This is a genomic window from Arthrobacter sp. P1_B3, assembly GCF_056406615.1.
In genome coordinates this window covers 171,788-185,556 of record NZ_JBFTZV010000007.1, presented here as the reverse complement: position 1 = coordinate 185,556, position 13,769 = coordinate 171,788, and the positions used below count along the sequence as shown (strand labels likewise).

At 70.4% G+C, this 13,769-nt stretch carries 13 protein-coding genes; 11 read left to right on the top strand and 2 right to left on the bottom strand.

The window, feature by feature from the left end:
• Positions 1 to 21: 21 nt before the first annotated feature.
• From murI to rdgB, 4 genes are all read left to right on the top strand, one after another.
• A complete protein-coding gene (murI, locus tag AC1D2F_RS10915) occupies positions 22 to 1,059 on the top strand; it encodes a glutamate racemase (protein ID WP_414645553.1) in 1,038 nt (345 codons plus the stop codon).
• A complete protein-coding gene (locus AC1D2F_RS10910; protein WP_476966709.1) occupies positions 1,056 to 1,853 on the top strand; it encodes an MBL fold metallo-hydrolase in 798 nt (265 codons plus the stop codon). The genes murI and AC1D2F_RS10910 overlap by 4 nt, the downstream gene beginning before the upstream one ends.
• A 78-nt stretch (positions 1,854 to 1,931) precedes the next feature.
• A complete protein-coding gene (rph, locus tag AC1D2F_RS10905; RefSeq protein WP_090581458.1) occupies positions 1,932 to 2,690 on the top strand; it encodes a ribonuclease PH in 759 nt (252 codons plus the stop codon).
• On the top strand, positions 2,687 to 3,364 hold the full coding sequence (gene rdgB, locus AC1D2F_RS10900) for an RdgB/HAM1 family non-canonical purine NTP pyrophosphatase (protein ID WP_476966708.1): 678 nt from the start codon (positions 2,687 to 2,689) through the stop codon (positions 3,362 to 3,364). The genes rph and rdgB overlap by 4 nt, the downstream gene beginning before the upstream one ends.
• 124 nt (positions 3,365 to 3,488) lie before the next feature.
• On the opposite strand, the gene AC1D2F_RS10895 is transcribed toward rdgB, so the two are convergent.
• The gene (locus AC1D2F_RS10895; protein ID WP_229993871.1) at positions 3,489 to 4,256 is read right to left on the bottom strand and encodes a VTT domain-containing protein; all 768 of its coding nucleotides are present in this window, start codon (positions 4,254 to 4,256) and stop codon (positions 3,489 to 3,491) included.
• A 102-nt stretch (positions 4,257 to 4,358) separates the two neighbouring features.
• Here AC1D2F_RS10895 and AC1D2F_RS10890 point away from each other — a divergent pair, with 102 nt between their 5' ends.
• Positions 4,359 to 5,375, top strand: coding sequence for a 3'-5' exonuclease (locus tag AC1D2F_RS10890; protein ID WP_476966707.1), 1,017 nt, complete (start codon positions 4,359 to 4,361; stop codon positions 5,373 to 5,375).
• A 138-nt stretch (positions 5,376 to 5,513) separates the two neighbouring features.
• Positions 5,514 to 6,065, top strand: a complete 552-nt coding sequence (locus AC1D2F_RS10885) for a DUF4395 domain-containing protein (RefSeq protein ID WP_476966706.1) — start codon at positions 5,514 to 5,516, stop codon at positions 6,063 to 6,065.
• Positions 6,066 to 6,076: 11 nt separating this feature from the next.
• On the opposite strand, the gene AC1D2F_RS10880 is transcribed toward AC1D2F_RS10885, so the two are convergent.
• On the bottom strand, positions 6,077 to 7,270 hold the full coding sequence (locus AC1D2F_RS10880; RefSeq protein ID WP_229993846.1) for an ADP-ribosylglycohydrolase family protein: 1,194 nt from the start codon (positions 7,268 to 7,270) through the stop codon (positions 6,077 to 6,079).
• Positions 7,271 to 7,471: 201 nt separating this feature from the next.
• Here AC1D2F_RS10880 and AC1D2F_RS10875 point away from each other — a divergent pair, with 201 nt between their 5' ends.
• The 5 genes from AC1D2F_RS10875 to AC1D2F_RS10855 all read left to right on the top strand — a co-directional run bounded on the left by AC1D2F_RS10875 (position 7,472) and on the right by AC1D2F_RS10855 (position 13,690).
• The gene (locus AC1D2F_RS10875; RefSeq protein ID WP_229993847.1) at positions 7,472 to 7,828 is read left to right on the top strand and encodes a YidH family protein; all 357 of its coding nucleotides are present in this window, start codon (positions 7,472 to 7,474) and stop codon (positions 7,826 to 7,828) included.
• Complete coding sequence (locus AC1D2F_RS10870; RefSeq protein ID WP_229993848.1) at positions 7,825 to 8,166, top strand: DUF202 domain-containing protein; 342 nt, start codon at positions 7,825 to 7,827, stop codon at positions 8,164 to 8,166. The genes AC1D2F_RS10875 and AC1D2F_RS10870 overlap by 4 nt, the downstream gene beginning before the upstream one ends.
• 156 nt (positions 8,167 to 8,322) lie before the next feature.
• Positions 8,323 to 9,348 (top strand): MIP/aquaporin family protein, encoded by a 1,026-nt coding sequence (locus AC1D2F_RS10865; RefSeq protein ID WP_229993849.1) that lies wholly within the window; start codon positions 8,323 to 8,325, stop codon positions 9,346 to 9,348.
• Between the two features lie 92 nt (positions 9,349 to 9,440).
• Positions 9,441 to 10,622 carry an exonuclease SbcCD subunit D gene (locus AC1D2F_RS10860; protein WP_476966705.1) on the top strand — a complete coding sequence of 394 codons (1,182 nt, stop codon included), beginning with the start codon at positions 9,441 to 9,443 and terminating at the stop codon, positions 10,620 to 10,622.
• Entirely contained in the window at positions 10,619 to 13,690 is a 3,072-nt protein-coding gene (locus AC1D2F_RS10855) for an SMC family ATPase (RefSeq protein WP_364748080.1), read from the top strand. Before AC1D2F_RS10860 ends, AC1D2F_RS10855 begins: the two co-directional genes overlap by 4 nt.
• Positions 13,691 to 13,769 lie beyond the last annotated feature (79 nt).

Genomic DNA, 13,769 nt, shown 5'->3' with positions numbered 1-13,769 from the left:
AAGCCCTATCCTCGAATAATCATGACTTCAGCATCGAGTATGGATCCGGCAGTGGCTGCTGCGGACTCCCCAGCGAGCAGCACCGCAACCGGCCCCACGGGCCCCGAACCGGCATCAGAGCTGGGGTCGCGCCCCATTGGCGTCTTCGACTCCGGCGTCGGCGGCCTCACGGTGGCCCGGTCGATCATCGACCAGCTGCCTAACGAATCCATCCTCTATGTCGGGGACACCGCGCACGGGCCCTACGGGCCCCTTCCCATCGCCGAAGTCCGGGCAAACGCCCTCGGCGTTATGGACGAGCTCGTGGATTCCGGCGTGAAGCTGCTGACCATCGCCTGCAACTCCGCGTCCGCCGCCGTGCTGCGCGATGCCCGCGAACGCTACACCGCCCGGTACGGGATTCCCGTGATCGAAGTGATCCAGCCGGCCGTGCGGCGCGCCGTCGCGGCAACCCGCACGGGCCGGGTGGGCGTGATCGGGACCTCGGCCACGGTGGGCTCCCGCGCCTACGAGGACACCTTTGCCGCGGCCCCGGACCTGGAGATCACGTCGGTGGCCTGCCCGGCGTTCGTACCGTACGTGGAGGCCGGAATCACCACGGGACCGGAACTGCTTGCCGTCGCCCGCGAGTACCTGGCACCGCTCAGGGCCGCCGGGGTGGACACCGTGGTGCTCGGCTGCACCCACTACCCGCTGCTCACCGGTGTGATCTCGTTCGTCCTGGGCGAGGACGTCACCCTGGTTTCCAGCGCCGAGGAAACGGCCAAGGACGTCTACCGGGCTTTGGCCTCCCGGGGCCTCGAGCGCACTGACGCCACGGCTCCCGAGCACAATTTCATCGCCACCGGCGACGCCGCGCAGTTCGAGCACCTCGCCCGGCGCTTCCTTGGCCCCGAGGTCCTTAGCGTCCGCCACGTGGACCACGTCGCGGCGCAGTACCCCACCGGCAGCCTCGCCCGGATCACCCCCGAGATGATCGCCGCCGCCCAGGCCGTCACGGGCCGGCCGCGGATCTCCAACTTTGTGGGCGGATCCGCAGGCGGGGGAACACTGCTGTGAAGCTGACCATCGTGGGCTGTACCGGGTCCTTCCCGGGGCCGGGCTCGCYGGCGTCGTGCTATCTGCTGACCGCCAACGACGGCGAGCGGAACTGGAAGATCGTCCTGGACCTCGGCAGCGGGGCGCTCGGCGCCATCCAGCGCTACACGGACCTGGAGGACATTGACGCGATCTTCCTCACGCACCTGCACCCGGACCACTGCATGGACCTGTGCGGGCTCCACGTCGCCGTGCGCTGGAAGCCGGGCGGCTGGGGACGGGGCAGGATTCCGGTGTGGGGGCCTGCCGCCACGGCCGACCGGATGGCCACGGCGTACGGCCTGGACCTGGATCCGGGCATGCACGAGGAGTTCGACTTCAGCAACTGGTCCGAGCGCAAGCCCGTAAGCGTCGGCCCGTTCACGGTGACGCCCTATGCGGTGAACCATCCGGTCGAGGAGGCCTACGCCCTCCGCGTGGAGGTCACCGAGCCCGCCACGGACGGCACGCCCGTGACCCGCGTCCTGAGCTACTCCGGTGACACGGACTCCTGCGCGGGCCTGGAGGACGCCGCCCGCGACGCCGACCTCTTCCTTTGTGAGGCGGCGTTCGAGGAGGGCCGCGACGACGAGATCAAGGACGTGCACCTGACCGGCAAGCGGGCGGGGGAGGCCGCCGTCGCCGCCGGGGCGCGCCGACTGCTGCTGACGCACATTCCCGTCTGGACGTCCCCCACGACCGTCATGGCCGAGGCCAAGGACGTCTTCGGCAAGGACGTGGCCGTCGCCGTCGCGGGTGTGCACTACACCGTCTAGCGGGCGTTGAAGCCTGCACTGGCCGCCCGTGCCAACCGCCGGCGCGGGCGGGACCGGGTGAGTCGATAAGCTAAAGGCATGACTTCCCAAGCTCCCAGTGTCCCCGTCATCCGCGCCGACGGCCGTACTCCCGACCAGCTGCGACCGATCAGCATCACGCGCGGCTGGTCCAAGCAGGCCGAGGGTTCGGCCCTGATCGAGTTCGGCAACACCCGGGTCCTGTGCACGGCCTCCCTGACCGAAGGCGTGCCGCGCTGGCTCAAGGGCGAGGGCCGCGGCTGGGTCACCGCCGAATACGCCATGCTGCCCCGGGCCACGAACACCCGGTCCGACCGTGAGTCCGTCAAAGGCAAAATCGGCGGCCGCACCCACGAGATCTCCCGGCTGATCGGCCGCTCGCTGCGCTCCATCATCGACACCAAGGCCCTCGGCGAGATCACGATCGTGCTGGACTGCGATGTGCTGCAGGCCGACGGCGGCACCCGCACCGCGGCCATCACCGGCGCGTACGTGGCACTGGCGGACGCCATCCGGTTCGCCCGCGAGAAGAAGATGATCGCCCGCAACGCCGAGCCCCTCATCGACACGATCGCCGCGGTGTCCGTCGGCATCATCGACGGCGTCCCGATGCTCGACCTGCCCTACGTCGAAGACGTGCGTGCCGAGACCGACATGAACGTCGTGGTGACCGGTTCCGGAAAGTTCGTGGAAGTCCAGGGCACCGCCGAGGGCGCGCCCTTCGACCGCGACGAGCTGAACAAGCTGCTGGACCTGGCGCTGCTGGGCACCGAGCAGCTCGCCGCCATCCAGCGCGACACCCTCGCGGAGGCCCCGTGACGGAGACTCCCTCCGCGGACCGGCCGGCAGCTGACGGCCCGGCCCCGCGGCTCGTCCTCGCCACCCACAACAAAGGCAAGCTCCGGGAACTCCGCGAGCTGCTGCGCGGCCAGGTGCCCGGGCTCGACGTCGACACGCAGGTGGTGGACGCCGGCGCCGTCGGYGCCCCCGACGTCGCCGAGACCGGCGTAACGTTCGCCGAAAACTCGCTGCTGAAGGCGCGGGCCGTGGCCGAGGCCACGGGACTCGTGGCGATCGCCGACGACTCCGGACTTTCCGTGGACGTGCTTGGCGGCGCGCCCGGGGTCTTCTCGGCCCGCTGGTCCGGCCGGCACGGCGACGACGCCGCGAACCTGCAGTTGCTGCTCGCCCAGCTGGCCGACGTGCCGGATGAGTACCGCGGTGCCGCGTTTGTCTGTGCCGCGGCGCTCGCGGTGCCCGGGTCCTCGCCCGACGGCGGCCGGGAGGTCGTGGAGTACGGGCAGCTCGAAGGGACTATCTTGCGGGAGCCGCGCGGGGAGGGCGGCTTCGGCTACGACCCCGTCCTGCAGCCGAGCGGGCTGGACCGCAGCTGCGCCGAGCTCAGTTCCGAGGAGAAGAACGCCATCAGCCACCGGGGCCATGCGTTCCGGGCGCTCCTCCCGGCCATCGTCGAGGCCCTGGCCGGGAAGTAGCCGGCTGGAGTGGCCACGCCAGGCGCAGAACGAAGGAAGGCGCCCCACACGGTGGGGCGCCTTCCTTGTTTACTGCGGTGTCCACAGCTGCGCTTACTGCGGCGGCACTGCGCTAAGTCTTGGGCTACGGGGTCCGGCGCTCTTCTTCCGGCTCGTGCTCTTCGATGAACTCTTCCACGACGTCCGTGCCGTACTTCTCGGCCTGCCGCTTGGCGATGGCACCCCGGATGACCTCAATGGCGATGGGGATCACGGAGACCAGCACGATGGCGATGAAGATGATGTCCAGGTTGTCCTTGACCCACGGCACCTTGTCCCCGAGCAGGTAGCCGAGGAGCGTGACGCCGCCGCCCCACAGCACCGCGCCGATCACGTTGTAGGTGAAGAATTTGCGCTTGCTCATCTGCGCGACGCCCACGATCACCGGGACGAAGGTGCGGATGATCGGGACGAACCGGGCCAGGATCAGGGCCTTGCCGCCGTGCTTTTCGAAGAAGGCATGCGCGCTATCCACGTTTTCACGCTTGAACAGCTTGGAGTTGGGCCTGTTGAACAGGGCAGGACCCGCCTTGGACCCAATCAGGTAGCCCACCTGGTTGCCGACAATCGCGGCGACGATGATGAGCGCGGTCAGGACCCAGATGTTGACCTGGATGGTGCCGGTGGCCACAAGCAGCCCGGCCGTGAACAGCATGGAGTCCCCGGGCAGGAAGAAGCCGATCAACAGCCCGGTTTCGGCGAAGATGATGCCGCAGATAAGGAGGACCACCCACGGCGCGAAGGCCGGATTCGCCAGGAAAACCTGCGGGTTGAGCCAGTCGGGCAGGAAGGAGGCCAGCTGCGGCTGGACGGGGCCGGCACCGCCAAGGGCGGACACGGCGAGGTCGCTCATTGCTATTACGTTCACCCGTTAAGGGTACTTGACGGCCGCCGGCCGGACCCGGGGCCCGTTCCCGGTGCGGGGGCCGCCGCCCGCGGGCGGTAAAGTTGGGCCGTGACTTTGGACTTTACGGCGATCGACTTTGAGACCGCGAACGGCTTTCGCGGTTCGCCGTGCGCTGTTGGCCTGAGCAAGGTCCGCGGCGGCGTCGTCGTCGAGGAAGCCTCCTGGCTCATGCGGCCACCGGAAAACCATGACACCTTCGATCACCACAACGTCCGGATCCACGGCATCCGGCCGGACCAGGTGGCGGGACTGCCGCGGTTCGGGGAACTGTTCCCGGAGATCGGCGCGTTCATCGGCGGCGACGTGCTGGCGGCCCACAATGCAGCGTTCGATCTCGGCGTGATCCGCTCCGGCCTGGAGGTGTCCGGGCTGGCCGGACCCGCGTACGACTACGTCTGCACGGTGATGTTGTCCCGGCGCTGCTACTCCCTGGTGTCCAATTCCCTGCCCTACGCCGCCGAGGAAGCCGGCGTCCCGCTGGTCAACCACCACGACGCCGCCGAGGACGCCCGTGCCTGTGCCGGCATCCTGATCGACATCGCCGCCCGCAACGGGGCGGCGAGCATCGCGGAACTCTATCTGTCGCTGGGAATGGCGGTGTCGCACCAGCCGGCGTTCGACCCCCGGCACGACCCGCTGTCCAAGGCCACGCTGGCCGCGTTGGACGCGCTCGCGCAGGGAACTGCCGGCGCACCTGTTGGCCGCCGGTTCGTGGCCGGGTGGCCGGAGGAAGGCCCCAACCCGGTGCCCAACGCCGCCGCCAGCCCGGACCATCCGCTGTTCGGCCAGACCGTCGTGTTCACCGGCGAACTGGCGATTCCCCGCCCCGTTGCCAAGGTCCGCTCCGCCGAACTCGGCGCCACGCCTGAAAGCCGGGTCACGGCCCGCACTACCGTCCTGGTGGTGGGCGACGGCTTTGTGGCCGCGGACCTGCGCTCGGGCCGGCTCACCGGCAAGGCGCGCCGCGTCCTGGAACTGCACGAACGCGGGCAGCGGATCGAGGTCTTGTCCGAGGGGGAATTCCTCCAGATGGTCGGCGGTCACCTGGCCGCAGCACCTGCCTGAACCGGTCCCGCCTGAACTGGTCCTGCCTGGAGCGGCCCTGCCTGGAGCGGCCCTGCCTGGAGCGGCCCTGCCCGAGCAAGCAGTCACATGGCGCAACAATCATTCCCGCCACGGCGCGCCCGCTCGTAGCCTTGGCGGATGAGCAAACCCACGGATGCGCAGGCCCCCGCAGTGCCGTCGACATCGGTCCCGTCGACCCGCGGCATTGACTGGCGAAGGGTGTCCGCGTTCCCAAACCCGGTGAACGAATACTCAGCCCGGATCACCGCCGCCCTGGTGGTGGCGCTTTCCGCGGTGACCCTGCTGACCGGTTTCGGCTGGGGGCTAGCCATCATCGCGGCCGGGTTCTGGCTGCGCGTGCTGTTCGGCCCCCGGATCTCGCCCCTGGCCCAGCTCTCGGTCAAGGTCCTGACGCCTTGGCTCGGGCGGACCCGCCTTGTTCCCGGTCCGCCAAAGCGATTCGCCCAGGGCATCGGTGCCGCCGTGTCGACGGCGGCCGCATTGCTGCTGGCTGCGGGCCTCGCGCCTGCGGCGTGGGTCCTGCTCGCCGTGCTGATAGCCGCCGCGTCCCTTGAAGCGTTTGCCGGCTTCTGCCTCGGCTGCACCATTTTCGGCTTCCTGCAGCGCCGCGGGCTCATCCCCGCGGATGTCTGCGAAGCCTGCAACAACATCTCGCTCCGCGGCGCCTAGATCCGCCGAAGCTACGCGCCGGTGACGGCCGCCAGCCTCGCCGCCATGCCGCGGATGACCTCCGGCGCCTCGAGCGCCGCGAGCCAGTCTGCCGGCAGGCACCGCTCGCCGTAGAACGCCCCCAGGATGTTTCCCACGATCGACGCCGTCGAGTCGCTGTCCCCGCTGTGGTTCACCGCGACGGCGATCGCCGCGCGGAAGTGCGCCTGGGCATCGGCCTCGGCAGTGTTGACCTCCGCAGTGCCGGCGTCCGCCGTCGCCGTTTCTGTCCCGGTTTCCGGGGCGGTGGCAAGCACGGCGTACAGCGCCACGGCCAGGGCTTCCTCGGCCACCCACCCCTCGCCGAGTTCGCTGACCAGGTCCTCGGGGCTGAGCGCGCCACCGCCGCCGGGCAGGTTGCCGGCCAGCCGCAGGGCCGCCTCCAGCCGTGCCACAACGTCCGGGTCCGGATCTTCGCCCTTGCGCAGGATGCCGCCGCGCAGGTGCCCGAGGGCCGATTCCGCCGCTTCGCGCAAACCGCGGCCGGAGGACAGGGCATGGATGACCAGGCTGAACACTCCTGCGCTCTGACGAGCCGCGGGGTGCCCGTGCGTCAGGGATGCGGCATCGGCACTGAGCTTGTAGACCATACCGGGTTCGAGGTGGGGGATCAGGCCGAACGGCGCCGAGCGCATCACGGTGCCGCAACCCTTCGAATCCGGATTGACCGGACGCTTCACGGTGCCCATCTCGCCCGTGGCGAGTCCGCTCAGGCACGCCTTGCCGGGCGAACGACGGATCTTCAGGACATCCTGGGCATCGATCCAGCGTGGCGGCTGGAACGGGGCCGACGCCGGCACCGCGACGCCCTGGGTGCCCAGCCAGCGCAGGTACGCGAGCCACAGGCACGCGTTGATGTCCGATGCCACGCCGTCGTTGGCCCATTCCAGTGCTTCGAGGAGGCCGTCCGCGGTGTACAGCGTCATTTGCGTGTCGTCGGAGAACGGGCTGCCGGCGTCGAGCGCGGAAAAATCCTGGAGGCCCGCGGGCCCGAACCGGGCGCGGATCGCGGAAATGTCGTCGAACTCGACGGCGTAGCCCAGCGAATCACCGAGCGCACCGCCCAGCAGGCAGCCGTGGATGCGCGAGCCGTGGGCCGGCGCGGGGGAGTGTGGCTGGCCGGGTGTTGGGGCGGGTGCGGGGCTGGTCCCGGGCTCGGTGCTCATGCCCTCAAATTTACCCGGCGCTGCCCCGCACTCTGCAATGCCGCCAACCCCCTACGGGGACTGACTGCCGGGGACATACTGCCGGGGACTGGTGCAGGGCGTCGGCGGATGCGGAACGCCGGTAGGGTGCTGTTAGGACCCGTCCAGCGGTCATGCGAAGCAACCGCCGGCGGCGTATCCGTCCGGCAGTGGAGGAAACGAATGCGCGAACCAGCGTGGCGGAAGACCGGGACCACTCCCGATTACAGGTTCTCCCTGGCCAACGAGCGGACGTTTCTGGCCTGGATCCGGACATCCCTGGCCCTGATTGCCGGCGCCCTGGCCATTGACCAGCTGGCCCCGGAAATCGCGCCCGGACCCGTGCGCATTGCGCTGTGCGTCATCCTCGCGTTCCTCGGCGCGGGCCTCGCCGCCCTGTCCTACCGCCGGTGGGGACTCATGGAGGCTGCCATGCGGAACAACAGGGAGCTGCCGTTCTCCGGAGTGATGCTGGTGATGACGATCGGCGTCTCGGCTGCGGCGCTGGTGTTCGCCGCACTGATCCTGGTGGCGCGGTGAGGCCACATGCGGCCCGGGACCCCGGACTGCAGCCCGAACGGACCTCCCTGTCTTGGCGCCGGACGCTGCTGACCCTCATCGTGGCGGACCTGCTGATCTGGCGCAGCTGGGCGCTCGCGGGGTCCCGGGGCGGCGCCACGGGACCCATTGATTTCCTTGGTGTCTGCGCGCTTGCCGCCATGGCCGCGACGGCCGTGGTGGGGGTGTGCGTGCTGGTCCGCGGGCGGGAGCTCCGGCGGTCCAACGCCGCGCCGCCGGCCGCGCTGCTGCGCTGGGCCGCCGCCGCCGTCGTGGTCCTTGCCGCCAGCGCCGTGGCCGCCGTGGCCCTGGGGCACTAAGCCGGATTCCAGCCAACATCCAGATTCCGCTGGCAGACTGCTGGCGAACCTATTCTCCGGGCGGCCGAGGCCGCACCGGACCACCGCCCGGCGGCGGGCCAGCGACGGCGCAACTGCAGCCCAGGGCGCGCCGCCACCAGCAAAGGAATCCCGACCATGACCTTGCTTGTGCCAGCCCGCGAGTCCGTTGGCGTCCAGCCACCGGCCGCCAGCGACGTTTCGCCCCGACCCCGACTCGTGGCCCGGCTCTCCGCCGAGGCGCTGGGGACCCTGATCGTGGTGGTCGCAGGCCTGGGCGTGCCGCTGTTCACCATTCCGCAGTCGAACCCGCTGCCCGCCGCCCTGGCTGCCGGCCTGGCGCTGACGGCGGCGATGCTGGCCGTCGGCTACGTCTCCGGCGGCCACTTCAATCCCGCCGTCACCGTGGGCAACGCCATCGCCGGCCGGATCCGGCTCACCGACGCCGCCGCGCACATCGGCGCCCAGCTCGTGGGCGCGGTGCTCGGGGCCGTTGCCCTGTTCGGCGTCCTGCGCACCGTGCCGACCATCAACGACAGCCAGGGCGCATTCGCCACTGTGGCCGCCGGATTCGGCGAGCACTCGATCATCCAGGTACCCATGGCCGGCGTCCTGCTCGTGGAAGTCCTCGGCACTGCCATACTCGTGGCCGTATTCCTGGCCACGACGGGCAGCCGGAATCCCGCCAAGGCGGCTGCACCCTTCGCGGTAGGCCTGACGACGGCGATGCTCCTGCAGTTGGGCCAGGCGCTGGGCAATGTTCCGTTCAACCCGGCCCGGGCCACGGCGTCGGCTATCTTCAGCGGCCCGGATGCGCTCGGGCAGCTGTGGCTGTTCTGGGTGGCACCGGTGGTCGGTGCGGCCGTCGCCGGGCTGGTTTTCCGCGGCTTCGACCTTTCCACTGTTCAGCCTGCCCAGACCACTGACCCGGCCGGCGCGGCGCTCGCCGACGCCGACTTGGACGACGCCGGCTTCGACGACCCCGAGCTGGCCGACGCCGAAGTGAACGGCCCAGCGCTGGCCGACGGCGTGGACCACGCCCACACGGGCGGCGCCGGGCACCTGGGCAACGGGAAGGCCGCCGCCGTCTCCGCTTCGCCCGCCCGCACCCGCGCCCAGGACGACGAAGCCCGCAGCTTCTTCGACCGCAAGGGCGGAAAATAACCACACTCGGCCACGATCACCCTGAGTTGACCTCCGTCACCCTCCCGGGGTGGTGGCGCAAGAGTGTCGGTGCCAGCCGATACCGTAGGAATATGCGGTTATTGCACACCTCCGACTGGCACTTGGGCCGGTCCTTCCACGGCATCGGCATGCTGGATGCCCAGCGCGCCTTCATCGACCAGCTCGTGACCTTTGTCCGGGAAGAGAAGGTGGACGCTGTCCTCATCGCCGGGGACGTCTACGACCGTGCACTGCCGGGAGTCGACGTCGTCGGCCTGCTGGATGACGCCCTGGTCTGCCTCACCGGCGCCGGCGCCCAAGTTGTCCTGACCAGCGGCAACCACGACTCCGCCATCAGGCTGGGCTTCGCGTCGCGGCTGCTCGAGCGCGGGGGCGTGCATTTGCGCACGCGGCTGAACGAACTGGACCAGCCCGTGCTCTTTCCGCTCGGGGACGATGCCGAGAACGAGGCAGCGCCGGTGCTGGCCATTTACGGGATCCCCTGGCTGGAGCCCCGGCTTGTCGCCGAGCAGCTGGGCGTCGAAACCGCGAGCCACTTCGAGGTCACACGCGCCGCCACCGAACGGATCCGTGAGGACGTGCGGCACCGGAGCGAGACCCGGACCGTCCATTCGGTGGTCCTGGCGCACACCTTCGCCAGCGGAGGCATCAGCTCTGACAGCGAACGGGACCTGAGTATCGGCGGCGTCGGAGCGGTTCCGCTGGATCTCTTCGACGGCTTTGGCTACACCGCACTGGGCCACCTGCATGGCCGGCAGGAGCTCTCCCCGGCGGTGCGCTACTCCGGCTCGCCGCTGGCCTACTCCTTCTCGGAAGCGAAGCACACGAAGGGCAGCTGGCTCGTGGAGGTCGGCGCCGAGGGAATCGGCGGGGTGCGCGAAGTGCACTGGGACGCGCCCCGGACCTTGGCCGTGCTGCGCGGGAAGTTGGACGATCTCCTCGAAGCGGAGGACTTTGCCTGGGCCGAGGCCGCCTATTGCCAGATCACGCTGACGGACGCCGCCCGCCCCGCACAGGCGATGGACCGCCTGCGGGCCCGGTTCCCTGACACCCTGGTGCTCGGCTTCGATCCCGACGGCCCCGGCGCGGCGCCGAAGGCCAGCTACAGCAGCCGGCTTGCCGAAGCTGACGATGACCTCTCTGTCTGCTGCGGCTTCCTCGATCACGTCCGCGGCCGGCCCGCTTCCGACGCCGAAGCAGCCGTTCTCGCCGAGGCCCTCGAAGCCGTTCGCCTGGAAGGGGTTTCCCTGTGAGGATCCACCGCCTGGAGATTTCCGCCTTCGGCCCGTTTGCCGGCACGGAACGGATCGACTTCGACCGGCTCAGCGCACACGGGCTGTTCCTGCTGAACGGCGCCACCGGCGCGGGCAAGACCAGCGTCCTGGACGCCATCTGTTTCGCCCTCTACGGATCGGTTCCTGGAGCCCGGCAGGACGGGAAGCGGCTGCGCAGCGACCACGCGGAGGCCGCCGCCGAGCCCCGCGTCACCTGCGAGTTCTCGGCCAAGGGCCGGCATTTCGAAGTCTCCCGGGCGCCCGCCTGGGACAAGCCGAGCGCCCGGGGCAAGAACGGCTTCACGCTCCAGCAGGCCAACACGCTGCTGCGCGAACGCGTCGACGGCGCGTGGGTGGAGAAGTCCGGCCGGAATGATGAGGCCGGGGCCGAGATCGCCGACGTCCTGGGCATGAACCGGGACCAGTTCACGCGCGTGGTGATGCTCCCGCAGGGCGACTTCGCGGCGTTCCTGCGCTCGAAGGCATCGGACCGCCTGGAGCTGCTGCAGAGCCTTTTCGGCACCCAGCGCTTTGAAGCCGTGGAACAGGAACTATCCCGGCAGGCCCAAGCCGCCAAGGCGGAGGTCGCAAGCCTCAACACGAAGCTGGACCTGCTGCTGGCGCAGGCAGAGTCCGAAACCGCGGCGCTCGAACTCGACCCCGCCGGCGCCCCCGGCAGGGACCAGCCCGATGCCCTTTTGGCCTGGCTTGACGAGGCTGCGGCAACTGCCGCGGACGGCCGACGGACCGCCGCCGCAACGGCCGAGAAACAGGCCGCTGACCATGCCTCACTGTTGGAGGCCGCCAACGCGCGGGCAAACCGCCATGCCAAACTTGCCGCCGCGGAACTGCGACGGATTGACGCCGACGCCGCCGCCCCCGTCCTGGCGGATCAAGCCGGCACGCTCGGCCTGCACCGCCAGGCCGAAGTGCTTGGCGGCCAGCTGCGGGCCGTCGAAAGTGCCGCGGCAGCCGAGGACCTGGCAGGAACGGCCCTGGCTGAGGCCGCGCGGCGGCTGCGGTCCGCGGCGCTGACGGACACGGAGCTCGCCGGGCAGGATCTCATCGACGCAGGGGAGGGGGACGCTGCCGGCCCGCATGCCCCGTTGGACAGCGCGGCCGTCCGAAGCACCCTTGCACGGTTGCGGTCCCTGCACGCCGTGCTCACAGAACGCCTGCCCGACGAATCCCGGCTCATCGGACTCACTGACCGCGGCCGCCGGCTGCGCCAGCAGTTGCAGGAGCTGGAAACCGGGCGGGGGACCGGTGCCGCCGCCCTGGCCGCCCTGCGCTCCGAGTCGGCGGCCCTCTCCGCCGGAATCCGCCCCCTCGAAGAGGTGGCCGCGGAAGTCCAGTTGCGCACCAAGGAGGCAACGGCAGCTGACGAACTCGTGACCATCGTTGGCCGCTTCCTCGCCGCCGAGGCCGGGTGCTCGGCAATCTCGGAACAGCACGCCGCGGCCCGGAACGTACACCAGGACCGGAGGCAGCACTGGCTGGACCTCCGTGAGCAACGGCTCACGAATGCCGCGGCCGAGCTCGCCACCCAACTCCTCGCCGGAGTCCCCTGTCCCGTCTGCGGCAGCCCGGAGCACCCGGCGCCGGCCCCCGCCGCAGCCTCCGCACTGGCTGTCGCCGAGGCTGAGGAGGCCGCGCAACTAGCCAGCGACATGGCAGAAGAGGCCTTCGCTGCCCTCGGGCGCGATCTCGCCGACGCCCACCAGAACGTCGCCGTCCTGGCAGCCCAGGGCGGCAGCACACCTCCCGGGGAAGCCCGCGCGGAAGCGGCACTGGCCCGCGAACGGGCCGACGAGGCCGGCCGCGCCGCCACGGACCTTGCCGCCAGCCGGGCCCGGCTGGCAGAACTCGAGGCGGCCATCGCCGCCGCGGACCGGGCGCAGGCCGACGCCGCCGCCGGCATCGCCCAAACGCAATCCACGATCGCGGAAATCGACGAACAGGCAGCGGCCCTGGAACGCGCCCTGGACAAGCTGCGCGCCGGCCACGCCACCCTCGAACAGCGGATCGCCGCCCTGGCGTCAACGACGGCGGTCCTGGAACACGCCCACGCCGCGCAGTCGGCCGTCGAACAGGCCGCAGCCCGCACCGCGGAGGCACGCCGGCAACTTGAGCAGGCCCTGCCCGCAGCCGGTTTCAGCACTGAAACCGCCGCGCGGGAAGCACTGCTGCCGGCGCCGGTGGCAACACGCCTCGAAACGGCCATCCGGGCCGGTCAGGACGAAGCCGCCAGGATCCAGGAACTGTTCGCCGGAGAGGACCTGGCTTTGGCAGCGGCCGAGCGGGCCGCCGGGGACCTCGTCAGCGACGCCGCCCTCGAAGAGCTCAGGACGGAGTCGGCGGCGGCCGACCGCAAAGCCCGGGAAGCCCTGCTGGCGGCCGGGCTGGCGGAAAACTCGCGCCGGACCCTCGGACGCATCGCCGGTGACTACGCCGAACTCGCCGCCGCCGGCAGGGAACCGCGGGACCGGGCCGCGTTGCTCGCCGCCGTGGCAGACGCCGCCAAGGGCGGAGGCGACAACACCTACCGCATGAGCCTGAACAGCTACGTCCTCGCCGCCCGGCTTGAGCAGGTGGCCGTCGCTGCCTCCGAACGCCTGATCGGCATGAGCGACGGCCGCTACACGCTGCAGCACACCGATGCCAAGGCCGCTCGGGGCGCGAAGTCCGGCCTCGGCCTGGAAGTCGTGGATGAGTGGACCGGCCAGCGCCGGGACACCGCCACCCTCTCCGGCGGCGAGTCCTTCATGGCCTCACTGGCCCTGGCCCTCGGGCTGGCAGACGTTGTGCAGCACGAGTCCGGCGGCGTGGACATCGAGACGCTCTTCGTGGACGAGGGCTTCGGCAGCCTCGACGAGCAGGCGCTGGAACAAGTCATGGACGCCCTCGAAGGCCTCCGCGACGGCGGCAGGGTAGTGGGGCTCGTGAGCCATGTGGCGGAAATGAAACAGCGCATTGGCACCCAGCTCCAGGTGGTCAAGGGCCGCAGCGGCTCCACCTTGCACATCAGCGACGACACCCGGGTCTGAGCTCTCGTTTCCGACCCCTCGTCGCCGACCCCCCGTCCCGGGCCGGCCGTCCGGGCATCGGCTATCATTGATCTGTTAC

What these genes read in the sequence shown, in the direction of transcription:
- murI (WP_414645553.1), top strand. Translation starts at nt 22, where the DNA reads ATGACTTCAGCATCGAGTATGGATCCGGCAGTGGCTGCTGCGGACTCC.
- rph (WP_090581458.1), top strand. Translation starts at nt 1,932, where the DNA reads ATGACTTCCCAAGCTCCCAGTGTCCCCGTCATCCGCGCCGACGGCCGT.
- AC1D2F_RS10895 (WP_229993871.1), bottom strand. Translation starts at nt 4,256, where the DNA reads ATGAGCGACCTCGCCGTGTCCGCCCTTGGCGGTGCCGGCCCCGTCCAG.
- AC1D2F_RS10885 (WP_476966706.1), top strand. Translation starts at nt 5,514, where the DNA reads ATGAGCAAACCCACGGATGCGCAGGCCCCCGCAGTGCCGTCGACATCG.
- AC1D2F_RS10880 (WP_229993846.1), bottom strand. Translation starts at nt 7,270, where the DNA reads ATGAGCACCGAGCCCGGGACCAGCCCCGCACCCGCCCCAACACCCGGC.
- AC1D2F_RS10875 (WP_229993847.1), top strand. Translation starts at nt 7,472, where the DNA reads ATGCGCGAACCAGCGTGGCGGAAGACCGGGACCACTCCCGATTACAGG.
- AC1D2F_RS10865 (WP_229993849.1), top strand. Translation starts at nt 8,323, where the DNA reads ATGACCTTGCTTGTGCCAGCCCGCGAGTCCGTTGGCGTCCAGCCACCG.
- AC1D2F_RS10860 (WP_476966705.1), top strand. Translation starts at nt 9,441, where the DNA reads ATGCGGTTATTGCACACCTCCGACTGGCACTTGGGCCGGTCCTTCCAC.